The sequence below is a fragment of the Novosphingobium rosa NBRC 15208 genome (genome assembly GCF_001598555.1).
Taxonomy (GTDB): Bacteria; Pseudomonadota; Alphaproteobacteria; order Sphingomonadales; family Sphingomonadaceae; genus Novosphingobium; species Novosphingobium rosa.
Map to the genome: position 1 here is coordinate 78,574 of NZ_BCZE01000001.1, position 18,863 is coordinate 97,436.

At 64.6% G+C, this 18,863-nt stretch carries 18 protein-coding genes; 9 read left to right on the top strand and 9 right to left on the bottom strand.

The annotated features are described in order from the left end of the window. Positions 1 to 27 precede the first annotated feature (27 nt). A complete protein-coding gene (locus SR3_RS00315) occupies positions 28 to 702 on the top strand; it encodes an NUDIX hydrolase (protein ID WP_068079473.1) in 675 nt (224 codons plus the stop codon). A 3-nt stretch (positions 703 to 705) separates the two neighbouring features. Here the strand turns inward: SR3_RS00315 and SR3_RS00320 are convergent, their stop codons facing one another. After that, a complete protein-coding gene (locus SR3_RS00320) occupies positions 706 to 1,593 on the bottom strand; it encodes an AraC family transcriptional regulator (RefSeq protein ID WP_068079475.1) in 888 nt (295 codons plus the stop codon). Between the two features lie 126 nt (positions 1,594 to 1,719). Between SR3_RS00320 and SR3_RS00325 the strand changes: the two genes are divergently transcribed. Beyond that, positions 1,720 to 2,028 carry a hypothetical protein gene (locus SR3_RS00325; RefSeq protein ID WP_174549116.1) on the top strand — a complete coding sequence of 103 codons (309 nt, stop codon included), beginning with the start codon at positions 1,720 to 1,722 and terminating at the stop codon, positions 2,026 to 2,028. Between the two features lie 2 nt (positions 2,029 to 2,030). Here the strand turns inward: SR3_RS00325 and SR3_RS00330 are convergent, their stop codons facing one another. Further along, positions 2,031 to 2,924 carry a LysR family transcriptional regulator gene (locus SR3_RS00330; protein WP_068079478.1) on the bottom strand — a complete coding sequence of 298 codons (894 nt, stop codon included), beginning with the start codon at positions 2,922 to 2,924 and terminating at the stop codon, positions 2,031 to 2,033. Positions 2,925 to 3,018: 94 nt separating this feature from the next. On the opposite strand from SR3_RS00330, the gene SR3_RS00335 reads away from it, so the two are divergent. Both SR3_RS00335 and SR3_RS00340 read left to right on the top strand, forming a co-directional pair. Next, positions 3,019 to 3,351: a carboxymuconolactone decarboxylase family protein gene (locus SR3_RS00335; protein ID WP_068079871.1), complete on the top strand. Its 333-nt coding sequence runs from the start codon at positions 3,019 to 3,021 to the stop codon at positions 3,349 to 3,351. A 55-nt stretch (positions 3,352 to 3,406) separates the two neighbouring features. Next, positions 3,407 to 4,423, top strand: a complete 1,017-nt coding sequence (locus tag SR3_RS00340; RefSeq protein ID WP_068079873.1) for an aldo/keto reductase — start codon at positions 3,407 to 3,409, stop codon at positions 4,421 to 4,423. A 90-nt stretch (positions 4,424 to 4,513) separates the two neighbouring features. On the opposite strand, the gene SR3_RS00345 is transcribed toward SR3_RS00340, so the two are convergent. Both SR3_RS00345 and SR3_RS00350 read right to left on the bottom strand, forming a co-directional pair. Further along, positions 4,514 to 5,413, bottom strand: a complete 900-nt coding sequence (locus tag SR3_RS00345; RefSeq protein WP_068079480.1) for a hypothetical protein — start codon at positions 5,411 to 5,413, stop codon at positions 4,514 to 4,516. Positions 5,414 to 5,485: 72 nt separating this feature from the next. Next, positions 5,486 to 6,877, bottom strand: a complete 1,392-nt coding sequence (locus SR3_RS00350) for an MFS transporter (protein WP_068079483.1) — start codon at positions 6,875 to 6,877, stop codon at positions 5,486 to 5,488. A gap of 227 nt (positions 6,878 to 7,104) precedes the next feature. Between SR3_RS00350 and SR3_RS00355 the strand changes: the two genes are divergently transcribed. From SR3_RS00355 to SR3_RS00365, 3 genes are all read left to right on the top strand, one after another. Next, positions 7,105 to 9,231 carry a M3 family metallopeptidase gene (locus tag SR3_RS00355; protein ID WP_068079875.1) on the top strand — a complete coding sequence of 709 codons (2,127 nt, stop codon included), beginning with the start codon at positions 7,105 to 7,107 and terminating at the stop codon, positions 9,229 to 9,231. A gap of 92 nt (positions 9,232 to 9,323) precedes the next feature. Continuing rightward, entirely contained in the window at positions 9,324 to 9,776 is a 453-nt protein-coding gene (locus SR3_RS00360; protein WP_068079485.1) for a carboxymuconolactone decarboxylase family protein, read from the top strand. Continuing rightward, positions 9,773 to 10,630, top strand: coding sequence for a sigma-70 family RNA polymerase sigma factor (locus tag SR3_RS00365; protein WP_068079487.1), 858 nt, complete (start codon positions 9,773 to 9,775; stop codon positions 10,628 to 10,630). The genes SR3_RS00360 and SR3_RS00365 overlap by 4 nt, the downstream gene beginning before the upstream one ends. Positions 10,631 to 10,660: 30 nt before the next feature. Here the strand turns inward: SR3_RS00365 and SR3_RS00370 are convergent, their stop codons facing one another. From SR3_RS00370 to SR3_RS00390, 5 genes are all read right to left on the bottom strand, one after another. Further along, positions 10,661 to 11,293 carry a 2-dehydro-3-deoxy-6-phosphogalactonate aldolase gene (locus tag SR3_RS00370; protein WP_068079488.1) on the bottom strand — a complete coding sequence of 211 codons (633 nt, stop codon included), beginning with the start codon at positions 11,291 to 11,293 and terminating at the stop codon, positions 10,661 to 10,663. Continuing rightward, a complete protein-coding gene (locus tag SR3_RS00375) occupies positions 11,290 to 12,168 on the bottom strand; it encodes a 2-dehydro-3-deoxygalactonokinase (RefSeq protein ID WP_068079490.1) in 879 nt (292 codons plus the stop codon). The genes SR3_RS00370 and SR3_RS00375 overlap by 4 nt, the downstream gene beginning before the upstream one ends. Further along, a complete protein-coding gene (locus SR3_RS00380) occupies positions 12,169 to 13,746 on the bottom strand; it encodes a sodium/sugar symporter (RefSeq protein ID WP_068079492.1) in 1,578 nt (525 codons plus the stop codon). A gap of 68 nt (positions 13,747 to 13,814) precedes the next feature. Then, positions 13,815 to 14,681 carry an SMP-30/gluconolactonase/LRE family protein gene (locus SR3_RS00385; protein ID WP_068079494.1) on the bottom strand — a complete coding sequence of 289 codons (867 nt, stop codon included), beginning with the start codon at positions 14,679 to 14,681 and terminating at the stop codon, positions 13,815 to 13,817. A 1-nt stretch (position 14,682) separates the two neighbouring features. Further along, positions 14,683 to 16,485, bottom strand: coding sequence for an IlvD/Edd family dehydratase (locus tag SR3_RS00390; protein WP_068079495.1), 1,803 nt, complete (start codon positions 16,483 to 16,485; stop codon positions 14,683 to 14,685). A gap of 120 nt (positions 16,486 to 16,605) precedes the next feature. On the opposite strand from SR3_RS00390, the gene SR3_RS00395 reads away from it, so the two are divergent. Next, complete coding sequence (locus SR3_RS00395) at positions 16,606 to 17,538, top strand: Gfo/Idh/MocA family protein (RefSeq protein ID WP_245653661.1); 933 nt, start codon at positions 16,606 to 16,608, stop codon at positions 17,536 to 17,538. Positions 17,539 to 17,714: 176 nt separating this feature from the next. Beyond that, positions 17,715 to 18,848, top strand: coding sequence for an aldose epimerase family protein (locus SR3_RS00400; RefSeq protein ID WP_068079504.1), 1,134 nt, complete (start codon positions 17,715 to 17,717; stop codon positions 18,846 to 18,848). Positions 18,849 to 18,863 lie beyond the last annotated feature (15 nt).

Below are 18,863 nucleotides of genomic sequence, written 5' to 3' on the forward strand. Positions count from 1 at the left end.
TATCCAGTCAACACATAAGATGTCCTCATGCCTGAAAACACTGCCCAATCCTATGATCCTTCGGCCTATCCGCCCGTGGCCGTCACGGTCGATCTGGTGCTGATGAGCGTGGTGGAGGGCCAGTTGGCGGTGCTGCTGCAACGGCGCGCTGCCGATCCTTTCGCGAACAAACAGGCGTTGCCGGGCAGTTTCGTGCAACCCACGGAAGGGCTGGACGACGCTGCAAGGCGCGTGCTGGCCGACAAAGGCGGCTTTGCCGATGACACGGATGTCTGGCTGGAACAGCTCTATACCTTCGGCGATCCCGCGCGCGATCCGCGCATGAGGGTCGTCAGCGTGGCCTATTTCGCGCTGGTGTCGCCGCAGCGGATGGCGCGGGCCCTGGCCACGCGCGATGATCTGGCGCTGGCGCCGCTGGCCGATATCGCACAGCCGCTGGCTTTCGACCATGCCGCCATCATCGCGCTGGCGCATGACAGGTTGAAGGGCAAGCTGGACTATAGCCCCCTCGCCTTCTCGCTGCTGCCCGCGCTGTTCACCCTGCGCGATCTGCAGGCGGTACATGAGGCCATTCTGGGCGTGCAACTCAACAAGCCCGCCTTCCGCCGCCGCCTGCTCGATACCGGCTGGATCGAGCCCACCGGCGAGCGTGAGGCCGACACCGCCTTTCGCCCGGCGGAACTCTATCGCCGCCGGGCCTGAGGCTTACTTCAACGGCAGAAACAGATCCGTGATGGCCTCATGCTCGGGCACGTCGGGGAAGAAGCGCAGGCGCTGCGCATAGAGCGGATCGTCGCGCAGTTCCTCGGCGCTTTCGGGCAGCCATGTGCCATAGAGAAATTCCGCCGCCGGGCGCAGATTGTCGCTGTTGCCCACCACCCGCAGCACCGCGCAGCGACCACCGGGGATCACGCCCGGCACCACGCCTTCATCCTGCGCGGTCATGGGGCGGCGGATTTCGGTGGCCAGATCGAGGCGATACTCCTCAGGCCCGCTGACCTCCGGGTCGGTATGGAAGATCGTGTAGGTCGCATGGCTGGCCGGGCGCAGCCCGCTGGCCTTGCGCCAGGCGATAAAGCGGCGGATCGTCTCGCCCAGCAGCACGGGATCGCCGCGATGGCTCATGATGGCGACAGGCACATCTGGCGTCTCGCGCAGGGTGACATCTTGCATGGAAAAGGTCCGGGTCATCATTCTGCTCCTTGCCCGGGCCAGAGGCGTCATTGCCTCGGCCCATGCCGACCAGTCCGGCCCCCCGCGAAAATCCGAGGGCGCCTGCCCGAAGCGCTGGCGAAAGGCGCGCGCAAAACTGTCGGGCGCCTCGTAACCGGCATCGAAGGCGATCTCGGTCACCGTTTCCCCGCGATAGGCCAGTTGCCATGAGGCCCTTTTCATCCGCGCCAACTGCACATAGCGATACAGCGGCATGCCGAAGATCGCGCTGAACTGCCGGTGGAAATGATGCGGTGAAAAGGCCGCGACCCGGCTCAGCGCATCGAGCCCGAGATCGCCGCCGAGATGACGGTCGATATGGTCGAGCACGCGTTGCATGCGCTGATGGTATCGGGCCTGAGGGCCAAGCGGGGCGGGCATCGAAAGGGTTCCTTGCTGGTGGCCCGGGCAAAGTGCCTTCGCCGCCTTCTGGCCGCTCGGCAGTTCTTGCGCAATCTGTGGGCCTGCCGTTAAACGCAAGGATCAGCAGGGAGGGAAGAAGCGCGGATGAAGGTCGTCGATCACGAGCCCCATGCGTGGTTCCTGCTTGAAGATGAGGAGGCGCTGTTCCTTGATGCAGCCTGCAATCACAGCGCTTTTGGCTATTCATGGCTGATCGAGCTCAACGCTGAGGAACGGCAGCAGTTCGCGGAAAAGGGCCGCCCCTACATCGACTGGCTGGCGCAAGACATCCACAACGGCGCGCCCATTCTGGAGATCAGCCAATCCCCCTACAAGAACCGCAACCGCGACCGGGATCTTGGCCCCAGGGTGCGCGAGGCCTTCAAGGTCTGGGCGGAAGCAAAAACCCCCTGAACCTACGCGCGATAACGCAAAGCCTCGATCAGCACCGCAAAGCCGGAGGAATGCTGCCGACGGCTCGGGTAATAGAGGTGATAGCCGGGGAACGGCGGGCACCAGTCCTCCAGCACGCGCACAAGGCGGCCCTGCGCGATCAGCGGCTGCACCTGATCCTGCGTGATATAGGCAATGCCCAGCCCGTCCATCGCGGCCTGCAGCGCCAGCGCCGTATCGTTGACGATCATCTGCCCGTCGACCCGCACGTTGAGCGCCCGCCCGTCCTTCTCGAACTCCCAGGCATAGAGACCGCCATAGGTGGGAAAGCGCAGATTGATGCAATTGTGGCGCGCCAGATCATGCGGCACCAGCGGCGCGGCATGGCGCTCCAGATAGGCGGGCGAGGCGGCGGCGGTCATCCGCATCTCGGGCCCGATGGGCACGGCGATCATATCCTGCGCCACGGTCTCGCCCAGCCGCACCCCGGCGTCGAACCGTTCCGCAACGATGTCCACGAAACCGGCGTCGACGTTCAACTCCACTTTCAGATCTGGATATTGCGCCAGCAGCGGGATCAGCGCCGGTTCCAGCAACGTGCGCGCGGCATGCGCGCTGGTGGTGATGCGGATCATGCCGGAAGGCGTGTCGCGCAGCGCGCTCAGACTGGCGAGTTCGGCCTCCACGCCATCGAAAAGCGCGCCCACGGCGCCCAGCAGGCGCTCGCCCGCCTCGGTCGGCACCACCTTGCGCGTGGTGCGGTTGAGCAGGCGGATGCCCAGCCTTTCCTCCAGCCCCCGGATCGCATGACTGAGCGCCGAGGTGGAGACACCCATCTGCGCCGCCGCGCGGGTGAAGCTCCGCTCTGTCGCCACGGCGCGGAAGGCCAACAGGTCATTCAGATTGCCGCGCGCCATTGTTGAATCCTGTTCAAGACCGTTTGCAGATTATACGATCTAATGCCGATCCGCGCTTAAGCCTAGAAGCTTCTGCATGAAGGAGCTGTCGATCATGGCTGACACCAACGCCCCGATGCGGGCCCCCTGGGGCGATCTGGCCCCTCACCTCACCGAGATCAGCGACAGGGTGCTGTTCGATGATGTCTGGCAGCGCCCGGGCCTCTCGCCGCGTGACCGCAGCATGATCACCCTGGCCAGTCTGATCTCGCACTATCGCCTCAACGAGCTGCCCTTCCATCTGGGCAAGGCGCTGGACAATGGCGTGACCCGCGACGAGATCATCGAAATGGTCACTCATCTGGCCTTTTATGCAGGCTGGCCCACCGCCGCCTCGGCGCTGACGATCATCCGCAAGGTCTTCGACGAGGCCGATGCCCATGGCTGATGTGACCATGCCGCACGACAGCGGAACCACCCCCACCATTCAGAAGGATTTCCCTATGCAAACCCGCGAACTGGGCCGCAGCGGCCTCCATGTTTCCGCTCTTGGCCTTGGCTGCATGGGCATCAGCTTCAGCTATGCCACCAAGCTCTCCAAGGCGGATGGCGTCGCGCTGATCCGCGCGGCGCATGAGCGTGGCGTGACCTTCTTCGACACCGCCGAAGTCTATGGCCCCTTCGAAAACGAGGATGTCGTCGGCGAGGCGCTGCGCCCGGTGCGTGATACCGTGGTGATCGCCACCAAATTCGGCTTCGATATCGATGCGCAGACCGGCCAGAACCGCGGCGTCAGCAGCCGCCCGAAGCATATCCGCAAGGCTGTCGAGGGCTCGCTGAAGCGTCTGGGCGTCGAGACCATCGATCTGCTTTACCAGCACCGTGTCGACCCCAATGTGCCGATCGAGGATGTGGCGGGCACCGTCAAGGATCTGATCGCGGAGGGCAAGGCGCGCTATTTCGGCATGTCCGAGCCGGGCGTGCAGACCTTGCGCCGCGCTCATGCGGTGCAGCCCGTGGCCGCGCTGCAGAACGAATATTCGCTGTGGTGGCGCGCGGTGGAGAGCAATGGCATCCTTGAGGCCTGCGACGAGTTGGGCATCGGCTTTGTGCCTTACAGCCCGCTGGGCAAGGGCTTCCTGACCGGCGCGATGGACAAGGACACCAAGCTGGAAAGCAATGATTTCCGGCACAGCATCCCGCGTTTCGCGCCTGAAGCGATGGAGAAAAATCAGGCGCTGGTCGATCTGCTCAGGCGCGTGGCGCTGGAGAAGGACGCCACCCCGGCGCAGATCGCGCTGGCATGGTTGCTGGCGCAGCGTCCGTATATTGCGCCGATCCCCGGCACGACCAAGCTGCACCGCCTTGAGGAAAATCTCGGCGCCGCGCAGGTCACGCTGGGCGACGCCGATCTCCACGCCATCCGCCACGCCGCCGAGCAGATCGAGGTGGCCGGGGATCGTTACACCGAAGCGAATATGGCGATGGTCGGCCGCGAAGCGCCTCTCGCCAAGGTGTAAGGGCCAAGGTGTAAGGGCCAAAGCGCAAGCGTTCGAACAAGGCCTGCTGTCCTCGGGCAGCGGGCCTTGTCCCGCGAGGCGAGCGGTGCTCTACGGCCGCGCGGCCTGCGGCTGGTAGGTGACGGTGATCTTCGTATCCTTGAGGAAGGAGACATGATCCTTGCCCGCCTTGAGCCCCGCCAGGGTGACGGGCTGGGCAAAGCGCAGATCGAACGCGAAATGGCCGGTGGGGTGCGGAAAATCGCGGATAAAGCGGATCAGCGCCTCACGGCTGTCGGCATCCAGCAATCTGGTGGGCAGTTCGCGCAACTGGGCCTCGGTCTTCTTTTGCCAGCGCGGGAAGACTTCGGCAGGATCCTGCTCTGCGGGCACCAGCGCGATGATCGTCGGCATCAGCATGCTTTCGAACAGCGTCTTGTTGTCCAGCACCAGTCTGGTGTGGGACAGTTGCAGCGCCGGCAGATCGGGCAGATCATGCCCCGCATGGGCATCCTGTTCGGCGCGGTAGACGGCATCGATGCCCAGAGCAATATGGCCGATCCACGGGCTCTCGATCGCCAGTTCATGGATGCTCAGCGCCTTGGTGGCGGGATCGAAACCTGCATCGAGCCGCGCATCGAAGGGGCGCTGCGTCAGCCGCATCTGATAGCGCAGATGCGAATTCTCGACCGGCGCCGCAAAGCGGATGCCCTTGGCGCTGACCAACAGATGCGGCGGCAGCGGTGAGGCCTTGCGGTCCCAGCCGTTCAGCCCTTCAATCGTCAACTGCTCCACCGTCCAGTTCTGGTAGCGGCCCAGCTTGATCTGGACATCGCTGAACAGGCACCCCCGATCCGTGGCATGCACCTGACCGGGATCGCTGATGGCGCCTTTGAGAAAACCTTGCGCCAGCGCGGTGCAGGCCTGCGGCTCCGGCGCGGCCATCGCCCTCCCACCGCCGGTGAGGGTGCAGAGCAGAAGGGCGGTGGAGGCGAGGCGTTTGAAGGTCATGGCGCCATCTTGTCGCCGGGCGACAGTTTATCAATCCTTTATCGATGGCTGCGTGATGGATCGCAAGCCGCGTCAGGCGCGGGCGGCAAGCACGCTGCTGCCCGCATTGCGCGCCAGTTTCAGACTGTCGAGCAGGCCGATCGCCGACACCGCCGCCACCATCAGAAAGGCGATGCGGAAGGGCATGGCGGCGTCCGCGCCCCCACCACCCCATATCGCGCCGATCTGCCATGCCACCGCGCCCAGCGACACGCCCATGCCCATCGCCAGCTGGAAGGCGGTGGAGAACAGCGTGTTGGCGTCCGCCATGCCGGCACCGGGAATATCGGCAAAGGCAATGGTGTTGAGCGCGGTGAACTGCATCGAACGCGTCATCCCGCCGATAAACAGGATCACGCAGGTCAGCCACAGCGGCATGGACGGGGCAAACAGCGCGCAGGCGGCGATGGAGGTGGCGTTCAACGCGCCATTGCCAATCAGCACGCGCCGCATGCCGAAGCGCTTCATCACGGCGGTGGTGAAAGGCTTCATCGTCAGATTGCCCGCGAAGACCGCCATCAGCAGGCTGCCCGACTGGAACGAGGTGTAACCAAAGCCGATCTGGAACATCACCGGCAGCAGGAAAGGCACCGCGCTCACCCCCATGCGGAACAGCGAGCCGCCCCAGACCACCACGGCGAAGCTGGGCTTTTGCATGGCGTCGAGGCTCAGCATGGGATGATCGGCGCGTTTGAGATGGCGCACGCCCGGCACCAGCAAGGCCAGCCCCGCCGCCAGAGCCCCCGCCGCCGCCAGCAAGGCCGGTTGAGGCCGGGCGAGGATTTCAGCCACCAGCATCAGGAAGAACAGCGCCCCGCCCATCAGCAGAAAGCCCGGCCAGTCAAAGCTGCGCTGCGAGGGTTGATGCCCGGGCACCAGCCGCAATGCCCCCAGCAGCGCCAGCACGCCCAGCGGCAGGTTAAGCCAGAAAATCCAGCGCCAGTCGCCATGATCGACGATCAGCCCTCCGAAGGGCGGCCCCAGCACCGGGGCCACCAGCGCGGGCCAGGTCAGCACGGCGATGGCCTTCACCAACCCCTCCTTGGGCGTTTCCTTCAGCACCACCAGGCGGCCCACAGGGACCATCATCGCCCCGCCCAGACCCTGCACGATGCGCGCCGCGACGAATTCGGGCAGGTTCTGCGCCATGCCGCACAACACCGATGTCAGGGTGAAGATCACGATGGCGAGGGAAAAGATGCGCCGCGCGCCAAAGCGCTCCGCCGCCCAGCCGCTGACCGGGATGAACACGCCCAGCGCCAGCATATAGGCCGAAATCCCTGTCGAGAGATCGACCGGGGCCGTGCCGAAGCTTTTCGCCATGGCGGGCACGGCGGGGGTGATGACGGTGGCGTCGAGGTTTTCCATAAAGAAGGTGCCCGCGACGAGCAGCGCCAGCGCCTTGCGGTTGATCTTGTCGTTCAACGAAACCCCTTTCCATCCTCCAACCGGATCGCGCCTGTTCCCTGCCTCACCGGACAATGTTCCGCCCGGGTAATCTCCTGTCGCGCAAGGCGAAGAATATTACACTTCTCCACCGCGATGACGGCATGACGCCTTGTGTTCCCGCAGAGGCTTTGCTCAAATCGCGCCATCATCGGGGCCTGCCACAAGGCTGCGGCCCTGTCATCCAGACAGAAGGCCTGTTCTTTATGGCACATCTCTCTTTGCGAACCGCTGTTCTGTTGGCTGGAGCGGCGCTGGCCGGTTTCGCCGCGCCCGCGCTGGCAGCCGCTAACCCCTTCGATGCCCCCAGCACGCTGCCCTTTCAGGCCCCGCCCTTCAACCTGATCCATGACAGCGATTATGCCCCCGCCTTCGAGACCGCCATGGCCCGGCATCTGGCCGAGGTCCGCAAGATCGCCGACAACCCCGCCGCCCCAACCTTCGACAACACCATCGGCGCACTGGAAGCCTCTGGCCGGATGCTCGACCGGGTCAATCTGGCGTTTTTCGGCGTGGTGCAGGCCAACACCAATGACGTGCTCGACAAGGTGCAGGCCGATGTTTCGCCCAAGCTGGCGCAGCATCAGGATGCGATCAACCTCGATCCCAGACTGTTCGCCCGGATCAAGACCCTGTGGGAGCGTCGCGCCAGCCTGAAGCTGACCGCCGAACAAACGCAGGTGCTGACCATCTATTACCGCAGCTTCGTGCATGCGGGCGCTCAGCTTGGCGCTGCCGATCAGGTGAAGCTGAAGGCGCTCAACACGCAGCTGGCCGGGCTGGAAACCAGCTATCAGCAGAAGCTGCTCGCCGCCGCCAAGGCCGGGGCGCTGGTGGTGAAGGACAAGGCTCAGCTGGCCGGGCTGGATGATGGCGCCATCGCCGCAGCGGCGCAGGATGCCAAGGCGCGCGGGCTGGATGGCCAGTGGCTGCTGCCCTTGCAGAACACCACCCAGCAGCCCGCGCTGGAAGGGCTGAAGGACCGCGCCACGCGCGAGGCGCTCTTCACCAACAGCTGGACCCGCGCCGAAAAGGGCGACGCCAATGACACCCGCGCGGTGATCCAGCAGCTGGCATCCTTGCGCGCGCAAAAGGCGCAACTGCTGGGTTATCCCAACTGGGCGGCCTATGTGCTCTACGATCAGATGGCCAAGACGCCTCAGGCCGCCTCGACCTTCATGCAGCAACTGGCCGCCGCCACCGCGCCCGAGCAAAAGCGCGAAGCCGCCGAAATTCAGGCCCAGATCACCAGGGATGGCGATCACTTCGACCTGAAACCCTGGGACTGGGACCATTATGCGGCGGAAATCCGCAAGGCGAAGTATGACCTCGATCAGGATCAGGTGAAGCCCTATTTCGAGCTGAACCGCGTGCTGGAGGATGGCGTCTTCTATGCCGCCAACCGGCTCTATGGCCTGACCTTCACCCGCCGCACCGACATCCCGGTCTATCAGCCCGATGTGATGGCCTACACCGTCCATGACAAGGACGGCAGCGAGCTGGGCCTGATGTATTTCGACTATTTCAAGCGCGACAACAAGAATGGCGGCGCCTGGATGTCCAACTTCGTGGGCCAGTCGAAACTGCTAAAGACCAGGCCGGTGGTCTACAATGTCGGCAATTTCACCAAGCCCGCCGCCGGGCAGCCCGCGCTCATCACCTCCGACGATGTGGTGACGATGTTCCATGAATTCGGCCATGCGCTGCACGGGCTCTTCGCCGATCAGACCTATCCCACCGTCTCGGGCACCAACACCGCGCGTGACTGGGTGGAATTCCCCTCGCAGTTCAACGAGCACTGGGCCTTCGATCCCGAGGTGCTGGCCCATTACGCCAAAGACTATCGCAGCGGCGCGGCCATCCCGCCCGCTCTGGTGGAGAAGATCCGCAAGGCCAATCAGTTCAATCAGGGCTATGCGCTGGGCGAGGTGATCGCCGCCGCCATGCTGGATATGGACTGGCACAGCCTGCCCGCCTCCGCCGGAACGCAGGATGTCGATGCCTTTGAAAAGACCGCGCTGGAACACAGCGGGCTGGACATCGCCGATGTGCCGCCGCGCTATCGCTCCAGCTATTTCCTGCATATCTGGGCCAATGGGTACTCGGCGGGCTATTACGCCTATCTCTGGACCCAGATGCTGGAGCATGACGCCTATCACTGGTTCCGCGACCATGGCGGCATGACCCGCGCCAACGGCCAGCGCTTCCGCGACATGATCCTGAGCCGGGGCTACACGCAGGATTACGGGCCGATGTTCAAGGCCTTCTACGGCAAGGATCCCGAGGTCGGCCCGATGCTGGAGGAACACGGCCTGCCAGCGCCCAAGCCCTGAGGGACAATTTTTCGGAAAAATTTTCCGGCCATGTCACATTCGGCACGGGGCATCTCGTCATGACGGCATCTGCAACACGAAAGGATGTTCTCATGGCCCCCCGTGCCGATATCTACAAAGCCTCGCCCGAGGCGTTCAACGCCTGGTATGCCCTGTCCCGCAAGCTGGCCGCCTGCGGGCTGGAGCCATCGCTGCTGGAACTGGTGAAGATCCGCTCATCGCAGATCAACGGCTGCGCCAATTGCCTCAACATGCACACCGCGGAGGCGCGCCGCGCCGGGGAAACCGAACAGCGCCTCCATCTGCTGGCCGCCTGGCATGAAGCCCCCTGCTACAGCGACCGTGAACGCGCCGCGCTCGACTGGACCGAGCATATGACAGACATCGCCACCAAGCGCGCGCCCGACGCCGTTTATGCCGCGCTGGCGGAACACTTCACCCCCGCCGAGCAGGTGGAGTTGACGCTGGCGATCAATGTCATCAACGGCTGGAACCGTCTGGCGGTGGGCTTCAATGTTTATGCGCCGGAAATGGGCTGGCAGTGACGGAAGGAGCAACCCGGATCTTCGACGCGCAGCGGCCTGCCCTGCTGCGCGTCGCCTATCGCATGCTGGGCTCGATGGCCGATGCGGAGGATATCGTGCAAGACGCCTTTCTGCGCTGGCGCGGCGTGGACCACGCGCAGGTGCAGGCGCCGGGCGCCTTTCTGAGGCGGATCGTCACCCGGCTGTGCCTCGATCATCTGAAATCGGCCCGCGTTTTGCGCGAAACCTACACCGGCCCATGGCTGCCCGAGCCGGTGGTGGAGGACGATTGGGTGGATGAGGATGTCACCCTGCCCCTGCTGCTGGCCCTGGAACGGCTCTCCCCTCTGGAACGCGCCGCCTTCCTGCTTCACGACCTGTTCGGCGAAAGCTTCGACGAGATCGCCCAGGTGCTGGACCGCGACGCCGCCGCCTGCCGTAAACTCGCCACCCGCGCCCGCGAGCATGTGCGGGCCGAGCGCCCCCGCTTCCCGCTCGACCGCCAGCGCGGCATGGCCATCGCTTCGGCCTTTTTCGAGGCTTCCAGTCAGGGCGATCTCACGCAACTGGGTGCGCTGCTGGCCGAGGATGTGCGCTTCTATTCCGATGGCGGCGGCAAGCGCCCCTCGGTCTCGCGCATGCTGGAAGGCGCGCGCGATTTCCTGCGCGCTCAGGCGGCTCTGGCGCGGCTGCGCACCGCTCCTTCGCGCCTGATCCGCTATGCTCTGGTCAATGGCCTGCCCGGCTTCATCACCCGCGAGCCCGATGGCCTGCTGCAAACCACCGCCTTCCAGATCGAGGACGGCCAGATCCGCGCGATCTACGTTACCCGCAACCCCGACAAGTTGCGGCATCTGGAGCAGGCGCCGCACTGAACGGACCGCCTGCCCCAGACCATGCCTGCATCAAGCCGCGCGCACCGCCGCGACAAAGGCCTCAGCCCGCGCCTTGATCACGGCCGCCGAATCACCGGGCTTGTAGAGCGAACCGCCCAGCCCGGCCCCGGCAGCCCCCGCCGCCAGCCACTCGCCAAGGTTCCCGACGCTGACGCCACCCACAGCCAGCACCGGCACGCTCTTGGGCAGCACGGCGCGCTGGGCTTTCAGCACCGCAGGGCTGGCGCCCTCGGCAGGGAACAGCTTCAGCCCGTGAGCACCCGCTTCCAGCGCCGCAAAGGCCTCGGTCGGCGTGAAATAGCCCGGCAAAGCCGCCATGCCCGCCGCCACCGCCGCGCCGATCACCACAGGATTGCTGTTGGGCGAAACCATCAGCCGCCCGCCGCGCTCGGCCACGTTGGTCACGTCGTCCACGCTCAGCATGGTGCCTGCGCCGATCAGCACATGGCGGTCATAGCGCCTGGCGATCAGGCCAATCGAATCCAGCGGCTCGGGCGAATTGAGCGGCACCTCGATCATGGTGAAACCGGCTTCGACCAGACCGTCGGCGATGTCGATGATCTCGTCAGGGCGCACGCCGCGCAGGATCGCCACCAGCGGGCAACGGCTCATGGCTTCGGTGAAATCAGCGGTGATCGTCATGCGCATTCCTTCCAGATCTGCAAAATTCCGGCGGCGAAGCTGGCATGGCTGTCGACCGCGATGGCGCGCGCGCCCGCTTCCTCGATGGCGGCGGCATAAAGCCCGCCCAGATAGGGATCGGCCAGCACATAGACCTCCTCGCCCTTGGCCAGCGCCCGGCTGGCGATGTCGCTGCCGATCAAAAGCCCGCTGGTATAGGCGGCGCAGTCTTCCTCGGCGCGCAGCCCCAGCAGAGCCGCCGCGCGCACGCCAAAAAGATGGCGCAGCAAGCGGCTGTCCAAACCATCGACCACGCCGCTGCGAAAGGCCGGGCCATCGGAGACCTCGCCCGAAAGGAAGCCGCCGATCAGGCTATGGGCTTTGAGCAAGGCGAACATTTCGCCCGTCATGCTGGTGGAGAAATGGGCAACGCTCTGCCCACGCATCCGCGCCCATTTGCAATGGGTGCCCGGCTGGCACAGCAGGCCATCGGCAGGCGCCAGACCGGCCGCCACCGCGCCCAGCAGTTGCACCTCCTCGCCGCGCATCACATCGCCGCTCTGGCGCTCGGCAATGGACAGGCCCGGCACGATAGCGGTGCGCTCCGGCTCGACCCAATGCAGTCCTTCGGCCAGCGCCTCGGTTCCTGCCGGGCAGGCAACATAAGGCACATTGACCCACCCCTTGGCCGAACCGACCATCCCCGCGCAGAGCATCGGCAGATCGCCGAATTGCGCGCGGATCGCGGCGGCCTCGGCGGGGAAGGTGCCCGGCGCTACGGAAAGCAGGCCCTTGTCGTCCCGCTCGCTGGCCTCAATCGCGCCATCGGCGGCGAAACGATAGACCCGCCGATTGGTGGTGCCCCAATCGACACCCAGAAAGGCTCCCTGCGCCATTTACCACCACACTCCATACAGGATCGCCAGAACGGCAAGGATCAGCACCGCCGCCAGATTGAAGCCCTTCGTCGTGCGGAAATCGACCGTATCCAGCCGGATGCGGTTCGAGCCCGCCGCCGCCGGACGCGCCAGTGACACCACCACCGCCAGCACCAGCGACAGCGCGAAGATGATCAGCATGCGGTTCATGAAGGGAATTGCGCTCAGCGCCTCGATCCCGCTGAAGCGGAAAAAGATGCTCAGGATCACCGAGGCGATGGCGCCCATCAGCGCGCCATTCTCGGTGGCGCGCGGCCAGAACAGGCCGAGCAGGAAGATCACTGTGATGCCCGGCGTGACGAAGCCGGAGAACTCCTGAATATACTGGAAGGCCTGATCCAGACTGCCCAGCAGCGGGCGCGCCGTCAGGATCGCGATCACGATGGAAACGCTGGCCGCAATGCGGCCCACGCGCACCAGATGCGTCTCGCTCTTATGCCCATGGGCGAACCATTTGGCATAGACATCCAGCGTGAAGATGGTGGCGATCGAGTTGATCTTGCTGGCCGTGGAGGCGACGATGGCCGCCACCAGCGCGGCAAAGACCAGACCCAGCAGGCCGGGCGGCAGCATGCGCATCATGGTGGGATAGGCCAGATCGGGCTTGCCCAAATCGGGCGCCAGCAGCACGGCGGCGATGCCCGGCAGCACGATGATGACCGGCATGATCAGCTTGAGGAAACCGGCGAGCACCATGCCGCGCTGCGCTTCCTGCAGGCTTTTCGCCGCCAGACCGCGCTGGATGATGTACTGGTTGCAGCCCCAATAGGCGATGTTGGCAATCCACATGCCGCCGATGATCACCGAGAGGCCCGGCAGATCCTTGTAATGCGGATCGCCGGATTTCAGGATCATATGGAAATGATCGGGCACCTTGGTGACCAGCGTGTGCCAGCCATGGAACACATCGCCGCCGCCGATCTTGCCCAGCGTCAGCCAGGCGATGATCAGGCCACCCGTCACCAGCAGCGCGACCTGCACGATGTCGGTCAGCGCCACGGCCTTGAGACCGCCACGGATCTGATAGAGCAGCGCGAAAATCCCCAGCCCGGCCAGCGCCAGATCCTGATTGACGCCCGCCACCTGCACCACGGCAATCGAGCCCAGCCAGATGATCGAGGTGAGGTTCACAAAGACATACAGCACCAGCCAGAACACCGCCATCACCGCGCGCAGGCGGGGCCCGAAGCGCTGCTCCAGAAACTGGGGCATGGTGGTGATGTCATGCTTGAGGAAGATCGGCAGGAAGAATTTAGCCACGATCAGCAGGGTCGCCGCCGCCATCCATTCATAGCTGGCGATGGCCAGACCGATGGCATAGCCCGATCCGGCCATGCCCACGATCTGCTCGGCCGAAATGTTGGCTGCGATCAGCGAGGCTCCGATGGCCCACCATGGCAGCGCCTTGCTGGCGAGGAAATAGTCGGTGGTGTCGGTTTCGTGCCCGGCCTTGCGCCGCGACACGAATTGAGCCAGCGCGAAGATGAAGACGGCATAGGCCCCCACCATCGCCAGATCCAGGCTTGAGAGTTGCATCCCCTTCTCCCTTCGATCGGCGCGGGGCACCGGCGCGTGCCGTGCCTCTCGCGCGAAATATCGTGTGTTCAGCCCGCGAAATTGTGAGGCGGCAGGCCGGTAAAGCCAGTCTCCACCTCGAACAGGCAGCCGGCGTTGTCTTCATCCACGCCATCGGCGGCGCTGGTCACGAACATGCGGTCCAGCTTGTCGCCCGCAAAGACGCATTTGGTGATCTGGCTGGCCGGCAGCTCGATAAAGCGTTCGCGCGTGCCATCGGGCAGGAAGCGGCTGACGCAGCCCGCACCCCAATGCGCGATCCAGATGCCGCCCGCGCTGTCGCAGCACATGCCATCCGGCGATCCCCATTCTTCGGGGAACTGCAGGAAGGTCTCACGCGGGCCGAGTTCGCCATCAGGGCCGATGGCGAAACGATAGACAAGGCCCAGCAGGCTGTCCGTGTGATAGAGCGTGGCGCCATCGCCGCTGATCGTGGGGCCATTGGCGATATGATAGCCTTCATCGACGCGCTTGACCGACAGATCATCGTTGAGCCGGTAAAGGTGGCCACCAGCCCCCTGTCCGTCCATCTGCATCGTGCCCGCCCAGATGCGCCCGCGCGCATCGACACAGGCATCGTTCATACGGTTGCCCGGCAGATCGGGCTCGGGCGCATGGATACGCTCCAGCGCGAAGGGTTCGAGGGTCAGCGTGTGAAAGCCACTCTTGAGCCCGGCGATAAAGCCGCCTTGCGCGCGGGGCAGCAGCCAGCCGATCATCTCGGGGCAGTCCCAATCGGCCACCGCCTCATCATCCAGCCCAAGGCGATTGACCTTCTGCCCGATGATATCGACCCAGTAGAGCGCGTTTTCCTGAGGGCACCACACCGGCCCCTCGCCGAGACTGTCCCGGCGAGGGCGCTCGACGATGCGCAGTTTTGCTGATGTCGGCTGCATCTCAGTGGCTGTCGCGCGGCACGCCGTGGACCTGGGCCACGCGCTGATATTTGACCGCGCTTTCCAGCACCGCGCCCGTGGCGAACTGGCCCGTCTCGCGGCGGTGGATGTCCTGCCACGGCGTCTGGCTTTCGGGGAAGGCGTAAGGCGCATCGACCAGAGCGGCGCGGCGCTCGGCCATTTCGGCATCGCTGACCAGCAGATTGGCGCTGCGGTCCTTCAGGCTGATGCGGACGCGATCACCCGTACGCAGCAACGCCAGACCGCCACCCACCGCCGCCTCGGGGCTGGCGTTGAGGATCGAGGGGCTCCCGCTGGTGCCCGACTGGCGCCCGTCACCAATGCAGGGCAAGGCATCCACCCCGGCGCGGATCAGCGCGGCGGGGGGCCGCATGTTGACCACCTCGGCACCGCCCGGATAGCCGATGGGCCCGGCGCCGCGGATCACCAGAATGGTGTTGGCATCGATCTCCAGCGCGGGATCGTCGATGCGATGGTGGTAATCCTCGGGGCCCTCGAAAACCACGACCTTGCCCTCGAAGGCTTCGGGATCGTCGGGGTTGGAGAGGTAACGCTTGCGGAAATCTTCGCCGATCACGCTGGTCTTCATCACCGCCGCGTCGAAGAGATTGCCCGACAGCACGGTCAGCCCGGCTGCAGCCTTCAAGGGACGATCCAGCGGGCGGATCACATCCTCATCCTTGATGCGCGCCGCGCCGACGTTCTCCGCCACGCTACGACCGTTCACCGTCAGCGCGTTGTCATACAAAAGACCGGCGCGCTGCAGTTCACCCATCACGGCGGGGACGCCACCGGCGCGGAAGTAATCCTCACCCAGATACTCGCCCGCCGGTTGCAGATTGACCAGCAGCGGCACATCGGCGCCATGCTCTTCCCAATCGGAGAGCGACAGCTCCACGCCGATATGGCGCGCGATGGCGTTGAGATGGATCGGCGCATTGGTGCTGCCACCGATGGCCGAATTGACGCGTATGGCGTTGAGAAAAGCCTCGCGCGTCAGCACATCGCTGGGCTTGCGGTCGGCGCGGACCATTTCGACGATCTGCTTGCCGGTGTGATAGGCGCATTCTTGGCGGTCACGATGCGGCGCGGGGATCGCCGCCGATCCGGGCAGGCTCATGCCCAAAGCCTCGGTCAGGCTGTTCATCGTGGTGGCCGTGCCCATCGTGTTGCAGAAACCGGTCGAGGGCGCGGAAGAGGCCACCAGCTCGATAAAGCCCTTATAGTCGATCTCTCCGGCGGCCAGCATCTGGCGGGCCTGCCACACGATGGTGCCGCTGCCGGTGCGCTTGCCCTGATGCCAACCATTGAGCATCGGCCCCACCGACAGCGCAATCGCGGGCAGATTGACCGTGGCCGCCGCCATGAGGCAGGCAGGCGTGGTCTTGTCGCAGCCGATGGTCAGCACCACGCCATCGATGGGATAGCCGAACAGCACCTCGCTCAGGCTCAGATAGGCCAGATTGCGGTCGATGCCTGCGGTCGGGCGCTTGCCGGTTTCCTGGATCGGGTGGATCGGAAATTCGATGGGAATGCCGCCCGCCTCGCGGATGCCGTCCTTCACGCGGTCGGCAAGCACGAGGTGGTGGCGGTTGCAGGGGGACAGGTCGCTGCCGGTCTGGGCGATGCCGATGATCGGACGGTCGGACTGCAGTTCCTCGATGGAGAGGCCATAATTAAGGTAACGCTCCAGATAGAGCGCCGTCATGTCGGGCGAATCCGGATTGTTGAACCAGGCGCGTGAACGCAATTCTTTAGGGGCCTTCGTGTCCGTCACAATCATCCTCGATCCGCTTTGTCGCCGATGCGCTACCCTGCTTGACGCAGTGAGGCGGCTCACCAAGCTCATTGACCTGATAGAGCGCATATATCATATAAAACGGACATGGAAGAGGAACGTCACGTGAACAACGCACCAATCCGGCTGGCACTCGTGGGAATCGGCAAGATCGCCCGCGATCAGCATATCCCCGCCATCGCCGCCAATCCGGCTTTCGAGCTTGTCGCCACCGTCAGCCCTTCCAGCCGCGTGGAGGGCGTTCCCGGCTTTCCCGATCTGCCCTCGCTGCTGGCGGCGGGGCTGGATGTGCAGGCGGTCAGCCTTTGCACGCCACCCGAAGTGCGCACCCAGATCGCCCGCCAGGCGCTGGAGGCAGGCCTGCATGTGATGCTGGAAAAACCCCCTGCCGTGGCGCTGTCTCAGGCGCAAGTGCTGGTGGCCGATGCCGAAAAAGCACAGCGCGCGCTGTTCGCCACATGGCATTCGCGTGAGGCCGGGCATGTCGATGCCGCGCGCGACTGGCTCTCCGGGCGCACGTTAAAGAGCGTCCGAATCGCCTGGCGTGAGGATGTGCGTCGCTGGCATCCCGGGCAGGAATGGATTTTCGCTGCCGGAGGCTTCGGTGTTTTCGATCCGGGAATCAATGCCCTGTCAATCCTGACACGGATCATGCCCGGCGCGGTGGCCGTGGAAGGCGCGGCGCTCGACATTCCGGAGAATCGCGAGGCTCCCATCGCCGCCAGCCTGACCATGCGCCATGCCTGCGGCGCGCCGGTCACTGCCGCATTCGACTTTCTGCAGACCGGCCCGCAGACGTGGGAAATCGCCATCGAGACCACTGACGGAAACCTGCTCATCCGCGATGGCGGCAGCAAAATGCTGATCGATGGAACAGCTCAGCCCGACCATCCCGATGAGGAATACCCACGCCTCTACGCGCGCTTCGCCGAACTGGTGCGCGACTCTGCGGTCGATGTCGATCTGGCGCCGCTCACGCTGGTGGCCGATGCCTTTATGCTTGGGGCACAGCAGCGCGTGGCATCTTTCGAATTTTAAGCAGCATGAAAGCCGCCCGCAATCGCACTTTCCCCACATGGTGAGATCGATTGCGGGCGCCTCCAAAGCATTCCCCGGTTGCATCTGCAGCGAAACTTCTATTTATCGTACAATATTACATCGAACGGCCCCCAGAGTGACAAGGGCCAGCGCCGCAGAGGAAGAGGAAAGCCATTATGCGTAAGACAATCGGGTCGGGCCTTGCTCTGGCCGTCGTTCTGGCGGGCACAGCGCAGGCCGGCGAGGTGCAGCGCAAGCCCTTCGGCACCATGCCCGATGGCAGCGCGGTGGAGGCTATCACCCTCGACAATGGCAAGGGCATCACCGCCACGATCCTGACTCTGGGCGCCAGTGTGCAAGCCCTGATCGTGCCCGACCGGAACGGTAAAAAGGCCGATGTGGTACTGGGTTATGACGATCTGGCCGGCTACATCGCCAAGCCCAACTATTTCGGCGCCACGGTGGGCCGCGTCGCCAACCGCATCGCCAAGGGTCAGTTCACGCTCGATGGCAAGCAGTATCAGACCCCAGTCAATGACGGGCCCAATGCACTGCATGGCGGCACCAAGGGTTTTGACAAGGTCGTATGGTCGGTGGTTTCCGCCAAGGGCGGCGCCAAACCCAGCGTCACCCTGCGCTATGTCAGCCCCAACGGCGATCAGGGCTATCCCGGCACGCTGACCGCCACAACCACCTACAGCCTTGACGACAAGGGAAATTTCGCGGTCGATTACGGCGCCACAACCGATGCGCCGACGGTGGTCAACCTCTCCAACCACACCTATTGGAACCTCAACGGCGAGGGTTCGGTGGCGGGCGCGATGGGGCATATGATGATGATCCCGGCCACCACCTATTCCCCCACCGACGCCACCGCCATCCCCTCCGGCGAGTTCCGCCCGGTGGCAGGAACGGTCTTCGATTTCCGCACCCCCACCGCCATCGGCCTGCGCGTGCGCGACGGGCGCGACGAACAGATCCGTTTCGGGCGCGGTTACGATCACAATTGGGTGGTCAGCCGCACCAAGCCCACCGCCATGCAGACCATGGCCCGGGTGGAAGATCCGCTCTCTGGCCGGGTGATGGAGGTGCTGGCCGATCAGCCGGGCATCCAGTTCTATTCGGGCAATTTCCTCGACGGCACGATCACCGGCAAGGCGGGGCACATCTACCGCGAGGGCGATGCCATCGTGCTGGAACCGCAGATGTTTCCCGATACGCCCAACCGCCCGGACTTCGGCTCGGTGCGGCTCGATCCGGGCCAGACCTATGCCAATCACATCATCTGTCGCTTTTCGACAAAGCGCTGAGGCCGTTTCACGGCA